Here is a 400-nt window from a genome sequence, read left to right on the forward strand (position 1 = left end):
ATGTAATATTAAAAGTAACATAAGATTTATTTTGGTCAATAACACAGTGTAAAAATATAAAAAACCTTAACTATCATCATTTTGTGTGAATTTCTGGTTTTATTTCACCGGAGGGAATTGCGCAGCATGGCGTTTATGTAATATCGTAAATTACATGAAAACAAATAACTCATTCTCAGCAACGCTGCACATCCTGCTGCACCTTGAGCAGATGGATAAGCCCCTGACGTCGGAGCAGATGGCCGCCTTTATTGACGGTAATCCGGCGTTCATCCGCAAGCTGCTTGCCGGCCTCAGGGAAAAAAACATTGTCTGTGCCACTAAGGGGCACCACGGCGGCTGGCGGCTATGTCGACCGGTGACGGAGATTACGCTTTACGATATCTACATGGCGTTAGGT

At 44.0% G+C, this 400-nt stretch carries 1 protein-coding gene; it reads left to right on the forward strand.

Annotated features, from left to right (window positions below):
- Positions 1 to 154: 154 nt before the first annotated feature.
- A partial coding sequence (locus IR155_RS15780; protein WP_135115724.1) for an RrF2 family transcriptional regulator occupies positions 155 to 400 on the forward strand: 246 nt, incomplete at its 3' end.

The organism is Microbacterium paludicola (assembly GCF_015235415.1).
Classification (GTDB): Bacteria; Actinomycetota; Actinomycetes; order Actinomycetales; family Microbacteriaceae; genus Microbacterium; species Microbacterium paludicola.